6 protein-coding genes and 1 pseudogene are annotated in these 11198 nt (G+C 38.5%); 5 read left to right on the forward strand and 2 right to left on the reverse strand.

The window, feature by feature from the left end; translation table 11 throughout:
• The 3 genes from AC1W6K_RS11415 to trxA form a co-directional block, all read left to right on the forward strand.
• The coding region (locus AC1W6K_RS11415; protein WP_481947584.1) for a DUF2461 domain-containing protein at positions 1 to 759 on the forward strand (759 nt) is incomplete at its 5' end.
• 6 nt (positions 760 to 765) lie between these two features.
• Positions 766 to 4329, forward strand: coding sequence for a DNA polymerase III subunit alpha (gene dnaE, locus AC1W6K_RS11420; RefSeq protein ID WP_481947585.1), 3564 nt, complete (start codon positions 766 to 768; stop codon positions 4327 to 4329).
• 69 nt (positions 4330 to 4398) lie between these two features.
• Entirely contained in the window at positions 4399 to 4722 is a 324-nt protein-coding gene (gene trxA, locus AC1W6K_RS11425) for a thioredoxin (protein ID WP_395783605.1), read from the forward strand.
• Here trxA and AC1W6K_RS11430 read toward each other — a convergent pair whose 3' ends face one another.
• Complete coding sequence (locus AC1W6K_RS11430; protein ID WP_481947586.1) at positions 4723 to 5922, reverse strand: aspartate aminotransferase family protein; 1200 nt, start codon at positions 5920 to 5922, stop codon at positions 4723 to 4725.
• Positions 5923 to 6001: 79 nt separating this feature from the next.
• Here AC1W6K_RS11430 and AC1W6K_RS11435 point away from each other — a divergent pair, with 79 nt between their 5' ends.
• On the forward strand, positions 6002 to 8548 hold the full coding sequence (locus AC1W6K_RS11435; protein WP_481947587.1) for a DUF5686 and carboxypeptidase regulatory-like domain-containing protein: 2547 nt from the start codon (positions 6002 to 6004) through the stop codon (positions 8546 to 8548).
• A gap of 66 nt (positions 8549 to 8614) precedes the next feature.
• A complete protein-coding gene (locus AC1W6K_RS11440) occupies positions 8615 to 10795 on the forward strand; it encodes a sodium-translocating pyrophosphatase (protein WP_481947588.1) in 2181 nt (726 codons plus the stop codon).
• A gap of 116 nt (positions 10796 to 10911) precedes the next feature.
• Here the strand turns inward: AC1W6K_RS11440 and AC1W6K_RS11445 are convergent.
• Positions 10912 to 11198, reverse strand: a pseudogene (locus tag AC1W6K_RS11445) (50S ribosomal protein L25); the annotation flags it as partial.

Consider the following 11198-nt stretch of genomic DNA (forward strand, 5'->3'; position numbering starts at 1 on the left):
TTAAATTCAATCAATTCTCCCAATTTATTTTGGGAAAGAATCGCTAATTTCGTTTCTATTTTAGTGCAACGATTCATGTCTATCTCCCCTAGCCTTTTAGCTTTTTTATCGGAATTGAAACAGCATAATTCACGCGAGTGGTTTGCGGAGCATAAAGCTAGCTATGAATCAGAAAAGGCCTTATTTGATGGATTGATTGAACAATTGATTCAGGAATTTTCCGCCTTTGAAAATATGGATGGTGTACTGAAGAAGCACTGTTCCTATCGCCTATACCGCGATGTTCGCTTTTCAAAGAATAAAGATCCGTATAAAACTTGGTTTTCGGCGAGTTTCTCTGAAGGTGGTCGTAAGTCTGGTTACATGGATTATTATTTGCACATCGAGCCCGGTGGTAAATCATTTTTAGGTGGAGGAATGTATAATCCCACACCTGAGCAGCTGGCTGCTTACCGCCAAGAAGTAGATTATAATGGAGCAACACTTCGAGGCATTGTTGAATCTGCCTCATTTGTTAAGCTTTTTGGTCAAGCTGAAGGTGATTTGTTAAAAAAAATTCCTAAAGGTTTTGATCCAGATACCGCTGATGAGGTTTATTTGCGACGTAAGCAATTGTTTTATTGGCATCATTTTTCTGACAAAGATATTGTCTCACCAGATTTCACCTCGAAGTTAATGTTGGCCGCCTTACAACTAAAACCATTTTTAGATTTCTTGAATGCCACATTTTTTGATAAAGAACCCTTTTTAAAAGCTTAATATTTTATGCAGTTTTCGCATTTACACAATCATTCCCAATTTTCATTGCTAGATGGCGCATCAAAGATTTCTTCGATGTTTAAAAAAGCAAAGGAAGACAATATGCCAGCCGTTGCGATTACAGACCATGGAAATATGTTTGGGGTGTTTCAGTTTGTGGCGGAAGCTGGGAAACAAGGTGTTAAGCCGATTGTGGGTTGCGAATTTTATCTGGTAAAAGATCGCCATAAACAGGCATTTACGAAGATTGACAAGGATAGGCGCTATCATCAATTATTTCTGGCTAAGAATCCGGAGGGATATCAAAACCTAGTCAAATTATGTTCGCTTGGATTCATGGAAGGTATGTATTCCAAGTATCCTCGTATTGATAAGGAGCTCGTATTAAAATACCATAAGGGTTTAATTGCGACAACTTGTTGTTTGGGCGCATCTGTTCCGCAAGCGATTTTACGTGATGGCGAAGAAGCAGCAGAAAAGGAATTTAAGTGGTGGCTGGATCTATTTGGTGAAGATTATTATATCGAAGTTCAAAATCATTATATACCTGAACAACAGACTGTTAACGAGGTTTTGTTAAAGTTTGCTAAGAAGTATAATGTCAAAGTTATTGCATCAAATGATTCCCATTATTTGGATCAAAAAGATTCCAATGCTCATGATATTCTTTTATGTATCAATACGGGAGAAAAGCAAGCCACCCCAACTTACAAAGACATTGAAGGTGATTTTGATATGAAGGGAAAGCGTTTCGCTTTTTACAATGATCAGTTTTATTTCAAGACAACAGAAGAAATGACCCAGTTGTGGTCGCATGTCCCTGAGGCCATTGATAACACCAATGAGATTGTTGGCAAAGTCGAAACGTTGAAGTTGACAAAGGATGTGATGTTGCCCAACTTCCAGATTCCGACCGAATTCCTTAATCAAGATGATTATTTGGAGCATCTAACCATGGAGGGTTCGAAAAAGAGGTATGTCGACATAGACCAGGTCGTTGAGGAGCGAATTCGGTTCGAGTTATATACGATTAAGACCATGGGTTTTGCTGGTTATTTCTTGATTGTTGCCGATTTTATTCAAGCTGGGCGTGATTTAGGGGTCTATGTGGGTCCTGGGCGTGGTTCGGCGGCAGGGTCAGTTGTTGCCTATTGTTTGGGAATTACCAACATAGATCCGATTAAATATAATCTGCTTTTTGAGCGTTTTTTAAATCCGGATCGTAAGTCATTACCCGATATTGATACGGACTTTGATGATGAGGGCCGCCAAAAAGTGATTGATTATGTCGTAGATAAATACGGTAAAAATCAGGTGGCTCATATTGCTACGTATGGTACGATGGCAGCCAAGATGTCGATAAAAGATGTAGCTAGGGTGTTGGATCTTCCTCTATCTGAGTCAAATGCTTTGGCTAAATTAGTCCCAGAAAAGCCCAAAATTACCTTAGAACGTATATTTAATGCACCTTTAAATGGGGACAAGAGTTTGGCTGACAAAGAGGGCTTGAATTCTGATGAGATTGAACAGGTTAAACAACTACGTAAAATTAAAGAGGCAGGCGGATTACCTGCGAAAGTAATTGAAAATGCATTGGTACTGGAGGGGTCCGTGCGTGGAACGGGTATACATGCTGCTGGGATTATCATTGCTCCTTCTGATTTGACGGATATTTTGCCCGTTGCATCATCCAAAGATGTCAGTTTATTGATAACGCAATATGATGGTTCAGTTATTGAAAATGCAGGCGTAATTAAAATGGACTTTTTGGGTTTAAAAACCCTATCCATTTTGAAAGAGGCAGTTCGATTGATTAAGCAGAATCATGGGGAAACCATTGTTTTGGATGATTTACCTTTGGATGATCGATTGACGTATGAATTGTACCAACGAGCGGAAACAAATGGGACTTTCCAATTTGAATCGCCTGGTATGCAGAAACACTTAAGGGATTTAAAGCCCGATCAGTTTTCTGATTTGATTGCGATGAATGCCTTGTTCCGTCCAGGACCTATGGTGTACATTCCAAATTACATTGCACGTAAACATGGTCGAGAAAAGATTGAATACGATGTTCCTGAAATGGAAGAGTATTTAAAGGACACGTATGGTATTACTGTTTATCAAGAGCAAGTAATGTTATTATCGCAGAAATTGGCCAATTTCTCCAAAGGCGATGCCGATGTGCTTCGTAAGGCCATGGGGAAAAAGGACAAGGCGACGATTGACAAAATGAAGGGTAAATTCATGGAAGGTGGTCAAGCGAATAATCATCCTGCGGATAAGTTGGAAAAGATTTGGACCGACTGGGAAGCATTTGCTCAATATGCATTTAATAAATCTCATTCAACATGTTACGGTTTAGTTGCTTATCAAACGGGTTATTTAAAAGCTAATTATCCGTCTGAATATATGTCTGCGGTTCTTTCAAATTCTTTAGGGAATATTGAAAAGATTACGTTTTTCATGGATGAGTGTAAGCGGATGGGCTTGACTTTACTAGTTCCTGATGTGAATGAGTCATCTCGCTCATTTGCGGTAAATAAAAAAGGTCAAATTCGTTTTGGTCTAGGTGCGATTAAGGGCGTTGGCGAGGCTGCGGTCGATGCGATTGTGGAAGAGCGTAATTTACGTGGCGAGTATAAAGATATTTTCGATTTTGTTTCACGGATTAACGTTCGTCAGGTTAATAAGAAAAGTTTAGAATCATTAGCGCTTGCAGGTGCCTTTGATTGTTTCCCTGAGGTGCTGCGCGCGCACTACTTTGCATTGGATAGCGAGAATACGACGTTTATTGAAAAGATTGTTCGTTATGCTTCACGTATGGCCGAGTTAAAAGCGGAAGCAACGCAGTCGCTATTTGGCGAACTTGGAGCAGGAACTGGTAATGACATTGTTAAACCTAAAATTCCCGTATCTGAGCCTTGGTCTGTGATGGAGCAACTTCGAAATGAAAAAGAGGTAGTTGGCGTTTATATTTCAGGTCACCCGTTGGATGAGTATCGTGTGGAGATTCAAAATTTTACGAATTCAAATACGACTTTATTGGATTCTCGTCCAAATGCGGTACAATCTATAGCTGGCATTGTTACGAAAGTAAACGTACGCACCTCTGCGAATGGAAATCAATTTATGATTTTCACGTTGGAAGATTATTCCGGGAATTATGAATTTGCGCTTTTTGGCAAGGATTACATTGAATTTGAGCGATTTATAGGTCAAGATCGGATGTTGTATATTCAAGGGTTGTACCAACAAAAAAATCGCTACATGGAGCAAATGGTATTTAAGATTCAATCCATCGAATTACTTTCTGAGGTTCTAGAAGAAAGAACGAAGGAATTGAAGCTTATGGTAGATTTACGCTATTTAAATCCTGCCTTAATGGATAATTTGTATGATGTACTCGAACGTAATAAAGGCACAAAAAAGTTAGTGGTGGAGGTTTTTGATGAAGCAGAGAAGCTACAGATGGATTTTCTATCACGTAAGATGCAAATTCGGATCGGTAAGCCTTTGATTGCTGAATTGACTGGCTTAGAAAATGTCACCTTCAAATTAATTTCATAAAATATTGAAAGGGAACTTAATCTTATACGTGAAATGTTTTAATTTTGAATTTTTAAAATAATCTAGAAAATGGGAAAATATGTAGAGGCAACAGATGCCAACTTTAGCGAATTAATTGGAACTTCAACCCCGGTGTTGGTTGATTTTTGGGCAGAGTGGTGTGGGCCATGTAAAATGATTGGACCTATTGTGGAGGAGTTAGCTGGTGAAGTGGAAGGTCAAGCAATTGTGGCGAAAATGAATGTAGATTCAAATTCTGCGATACCTGCGTCCTTAGGCATTCGTTCGATTCCAACATTAATGGTATTCAAAAATGGAGAAATGGTGGAGCGTTTAGTTGGTGGAAATATTCCAAAGTCTGTTTTGTCAGAAACTTTATTAAAGCACGCTTAATTAGCTTTTATAGACCTTATCCATGGCTTGTAACAATATGTTGCAAGCCATTTTTATTTCATCCTCTGTGATAACCAGAGGTGGAGCAATTCGAAGGGCATTATCACAGAATAGGAACCAATCTGTGATGAGTCCATTTTCTAAACATGTATCAATCACCGCCTTAACTGTTTGAAAATCTTTCATTTCAACGGCTATCATAAGTCCAGCACCTCTGACTTCTTGAATTAGTGGATGAATTAATAATTCCTTAAATAAGTTGGATTTTATGGCAACACGATCAAGTAAATTAGCTTCTTGAATGTATTTTATAGTAGCTAGAGAAGCGGCGCATGAAACTGGATGTCCGCCAAAAGTTGTAATATGACCTAGAACTGGCTCATAAGAAAGCGTTCGCATGATTGATTCATTGGCCATGAAAGCACCTATAGGCATTCCTCCTCCCATCCCTTTTGCCGTTAAAAGAATATCCGGTTGAATTTCCATGGCCTGATAGGCCCAAAAAGTTCCTGTCCGTCCGAAGCCAGTTTGAATTTCGTCAATAATAAGTAAGCATCCTGTTTGTGTACACTTTTCGCGCAACGCTTTGAAAAAAGATTTTGTGGCTTGCTTCACTCCTGCTTCACCGGCTACGATTTCAATAACTATGGCTGCGGTTTTTGCTGTTATATGAACTAAGTCATCCATATTTCCATGTCTGATGTGTTTGATATCAGGCAATAGTGGTCTAAAGCTATTTTTAAAGTTTTCGTCGCCCGCTAAGGATAAAGCTCCCTGCGTAGCACCGTGGTAGGCATTTAAACAGGAGATAAATTCGCTTCTTCGCGTATATCGCTTGGCTAATTTCATGGCTCCTTCAACAGCCTCCGTACCTGAGTTTGTGAAATATACCTGATTTAATTTTGGTGAATTTGTTGATTTAACTAAAGCCTCAGCTAATAATACTTGAGGACTTTGGATATATTCACCATATACCATTAGGTGCATGTATGCGTCAACTTGATTTTTAATGGCTTGAACAACTTCTGGATTTCGATGGCCAACATTTGATACGGCAATTCCCGAGATTAAATCAATATAGGACTTACCAGAGCTATCTTTTAAATAGATATGTTCGGCGGAAACAATTTCCAAGGCCAGTGGGGCATCCGAGGTATGAGCGGTATATTTTTGAAAAAGCTGTCGGTTAGTTAGTTCCATTTATCCCAAATTTACAGCCTTTTATCAAATTATCAGTTTCTGGTATGGTGTTTTGCCCGATTTTCCCTTGTATTGCATTATGAAAAAGCCACTAATTACATTATTATTTATATTGTTTACATCTTTTTGGGTTTTAGGCCAAACTTTATCCGGCGTCGTTAAAAACAAAAATGGCGAAATCTTGCCTTTTGCTACTATATGGGTTACAAATTTGAATAAGGGGACTTTGGCAAATGAAGATGCTAGATATGCTATTCAATTGCCTAAAGGAGAACACGAAGTTGTTTTTCGATTTCTTGGTCACACGCCTAAACCACATAAAGTCACGATTTCAGGAAATTTGGCGCTTGATGTCATTCTTTCCGAAGAAGCGGTAACGCTTCAGGAAGTCAATGTAGGAGGTTTAAAGGAGGATCCAGCCATTGGAATAATGCGTAGGATGATATCCATGGCCCCATTTCATTTAAAAGAAATTGATCGGTATTCGGCTAAAGGCTATGTCAAAGGAGCAGGTAAAATTACATCCATTTCAAAAGTAATGAATGCTTTAATAGGCAAACGGATGGAAAAGGAAGCCGGAATTAAAGTGGGTTCTACTTACGTATTAGAGGGAATTAATCAGATTACCTATACGCGTCCCAATAAGCTAGATGAAAAAGTACTTTCGAATCGCGATAATCTACCAGCCATAATTAAAAATTCGGGTGCCCCTAATTTACGAATTACGCAAACGAATTTTTATTTGCCTAAGGTTTGGGGCTCCTTGATCTCCCCTATTTCGCCTACTGCCTTTTCCTTTTACAATTTCGCTTATTTAGGTAGTTTTCAGTTGAATGGCCAAACAATTTCTAAGGTTCAAGTCAAACCTAAGTCTACATCGAATGATTTATTTGAAGGTACACTTTCAATTGTTGAAGATACGTGGAGTATCTATTCCTTCAGTTTAGCTTTCCGAAATTCACAGGGATATTATACGTTTCAGCAACAAAACGCTTTGTTTCAAGGAGTTTGGATGCCGGTTAATTATGACGTGAATATAAATTTTGATGCGATGGGATTTGGTGCCAATTTCCGATATATCACGCAGGTTAAAGAGTATTCAATTAAAGTTAATCCTGCTTTTGTCGTCAAGCCAACTATTATCGAGGAACGCTTACATAAGGATTGGGCTAAAGAAATTAATAAAGAAAAAATAGCGTCTCCTAAATTGTCTTTGGGGAAAGAATTGACACGTAAAAAGCTAAAGAAGGTACTTAAAGAAATAGATAAGGAAGAGAAGAAAGAGGTGAAGAGTGAAGTGTTTAGTTCCGATTATACGATTACTGTTGATTCATCAGCCTCGATAAAGAAAGAAGCGTATTGGGAAGCAGAACGGCAGGTTCCATTGACAGAAGCTGAGATTAAAGGATACAAGGAAGCCGATAGCTTATCCGTACAAGACGAGAAAAAACGCTTAAAGGATTCGGTTAACTTACTGCCTCGTTTCCGTTTTGGGGATATTGTCAATGCTAGAACCTACACGTATGGTCAGAAAGGATTAGGAGCTCGTTTGACATTGATTGGGATTCAGTCAGGATATAATGCGGTTGATGGATATCATTTAGGACGTGGTTTAGATTATCGGTATACGTATAAGTTGTCTGATTACTGGGAAACTGGGTTTGATATTCGCTATGCTTTTTCTAGAAAGGCATTGAATGGATCTGTACACTTCGTTCGTAATTGGGATGAGAATCGACAAAGGGTTAGTCTTTCTGGCGGTTCTACCATGGAGCAAATTAATTCAACGGAGCCCATTTCAGCTAATATTAATCGATACTATGCCTTATTCTTATCGCAGAATTTTTTGAGGCTATATCAGAAGGATTTTATTAGAGGTTCTTATACATTACAATTGAATGCAAAATGGAGATTCAGTGCGGATTTGGAATTTAGATCTCGAACTAGTTTAGTTAATCAGGAGGAGAATGGTTTATTCCTTAAGGAACGTCGTTTTGCTTCAAATGGATTGCCTTTTTTGACAAGTAAACAGGCTTATGCGTATGTTTTTATGCGTTATCAACCAATGGCTACTTGGAGACGATATAATGGGTCCCGGAGATTATCTAACGAGGTAGGACCTACCATTACTGGTGGTTACGAACAGGCATTAGGAGATTATCCGTTTACAAAAGTTTCTTTTCAAGTATCGCAGTCTATATCTTTAGCTAATTGGGGGAAATTTAACTACCGAATTACAGCTGCTCATTTTATTCATAAACCATCATTGATTTTAGATTACCAACATTTTAAAGGTAATGAGATTAACGTTTCTAGTGGTGAAACAAGTTTTTTAGCCCTACCTTATTATACACTATCAAACCCTGGAGGTTATTTTAAGGCTTTTTTATCGTGGCAGCCTAGAAAATTTATATTTACACAGAATGCTTTTCTTGCACTTTATGGCTTGAAAGAAAAAGTAGGTTATTCCTATCTTCAGACTACTGTTAATTCTCAAACGGTTAATTACCAAGAGCTTACTTATGGTCTAGCTGGTATTGGGAAAATTTTAGGTATTGATTTAGTCTATCCGATGGGTACTGTCGTCCCTGAAAAATTGAAAGTTCTTGTCAGATTGCCATTCTAATTGTTTATTTGCACCTTTTTGCCTAAATTGTGCTAAATTTTTTTGATATAATCTAAATTAAACTTTATGAATCAAATTGTTTACTTAGTTCCTGCTTTTGGTTTGGTGGGATTGCTTTACACAGCATGGAAATTTAGTTGGGTATCCAGACAAGATGCCGGAAATGAAAAAATGCAGGAATTAGCCGGTTACATAGCGGATGGAGCTATTGCATTTTTGAAAGCTGAATGGAAAATCTTAACATATTTTGCAATTCCAACGGCTATATTACTTGCTTGGTTAGGGACACAAGAAGGAACTCCTGAAAATCCTATTCATTCATCCCCTTTAATTGCGATTGCCTTTTTAATTGGGGCTATTTTTTCAGCTACTGCAGGTTATATTGGTATGATTGTAGCTACAAAAGCAAATGTACGTACTGCTGAGGCAGCGCGGACTTCACTTGCAAAAGCATTAAATGTTTCATTTACAGGAGGTTCTGTAATGGGAATGGGAGTAGCTGGTTTAGCTATTTTGGGTTTAGGTGGATTGTTCATCGCCTTTTACCAAATTTTTGCTGAAGGAAAAGCGCTTACTTCAATGGAAATGAAAACAGCAATCGAAGTATTAGCTGGATTCTCTCTAGGTGCAGAGTCAATTGCCTTGTTTGCGCGCGTGGGTGGTGGTATATATACGAAAGCTGCTGATGTTGGTGCTGATTTAGTTGGTAAAGTAGAAGCTGGTATTCCTGAAGATGATGTTCGTAATCCTGCTACTATTGCTGATAATGTTGGTGATAACGTTGGTGATGTAGCTGGAATGGGTGCCGATTTATTTGGTTCGTATGTAGCGACAATTTTGGCTACGATGGTATTAGGTCAAGAAATTGAGGTTTCTGACAACTATGGTGGCTTCTCCCCTGTCTTATTGCCTATGTTGATTGCTGGGGTGGGTTTGTTATCTTCCTTAGTTTCTACCTTTTTTGTACGTATTTCAAAGGAGACGGATTCAGTTCAAAATGCGTTGAATCTTGGAAATTATGCGTCTATCGCAATAACATTTGTCACTTCATATTTCCTAGTTACTACTATTTTGCCTGAAAGTTTAACCCTACGTGGTACGACATTTTCATCAATGGATGTTTTCTATGCGATTATTGTTGGCTTAGTAGTGGGTACATTGATGTCGATCATTACAGAGTATTACACGGCAATGGGTAAACGTCCAGTGGATTCAATAGTTCAGAAATCTGGAACGGGGCATGCAACCAACATTATTGGTGGTTTAGCTGTTGGAATGGAGTCTACGGTTTTACCTATTTTGGTATTAGCTGCAGGAATTATTGGTTCATATCATTTTGCAGGAATATATGGTGTTTCTATCGCAGCTGCAGGTATGATGGCTACTACTGCCATGCAATTAGCGATTGACGCATTTGGTCCAATTGCAGATAACGCTGGTGGTATTGCAGAGATGGCTCAATTACCATCTGAGGTACGTGATCGTACTGATAATTTAGATGCGGTAGGAAATACGACAGCGGCAACGGGTAAAGGCTTTGCGATTGCTTCAGCGGCTCTTACATCATTGGCTCTTTTTGCTGCGTTTGTTGGTATTTCTGGAATTACGCAAATAGATATTTACAAAGCTGATGTTTTGGCTGGATTATTTGTTGGTGGAATGATTCCATTTATCTTTTCTGCATTATGTATTTCGGCGGTTGGAAAAGCAGCCATGGAAATGGTTAATGAAGTTCGTCGTCAATTCCGTGAAATTCCAGGAATTATGGAATACAAGGCTAAGCCTGAATATGAAAAATGTGTTGCTATTTCAACAGAGGCTTCAATTCGTCAAATGATTTTGCCAGGTGCAATTGCGTTAACTGTACCAGTGCTTGTTGGCTTTTCCATGGGACCAGAAGTATTGGGAGGTTTATTAGCTGGAGTCACTGTTTCTGGTGTATTGATGGGAATTTTTCAGTCTAATGCAGGTGGTGCTTGGGATAACGCTAAAAAATCGTTTGAAAAAGGAGTATTGATTGATGGTGAGATATTTAAGAAAGGTTCTGAGCCACATAAAGCGGCAGTTACTGGTGACACAGTAGGTGATCCATTCAAAGATACCTCTGGCCCTTCTATGAATATATTAATTAAGTTGATGTCAATCGTTTCGTTAGTAATCGCCCCATACATTCACGTAGGGAAGTCGGCAGGACATGCTTCTCACCTAGAGAAGGCTCCTATCGTTAAGGTTATGGCTAAACGATAATCACAAAATACAATAACATTAAAAGGCCTCAATCAGAGGCCTTTTTTTATGGGTTATTCAAAAAAATAGCCTGGCAAAAGCCAGGCTATTTCGATCTATCATTCTCTCCTAAAAATTTAAGCGGTTAATTTACCTCTTAATGCTCTTGGGATTTCAATTGTTGCTACTGGGTTGGATAATGGATTTAAAATTTCACATCCTTCAACAACTAATTTGTTTACTTTAACTGTCTGGCCTAAGTCTAAACCTGAAATATCAGCTGTAACAAAATCTGGAATATTGGACACTAAACCGCGTAAAGAAACTTTACGTAATTTTTGGACCATTTTACCTCCTTTGATTACACCTGGGGAGTTACCAACAATCTTGATTGGTACTTCGATTTTGATTGGCTTTTTAGAAT

This window comes from Aquirufa sp., from assembly GCF_964796385.1.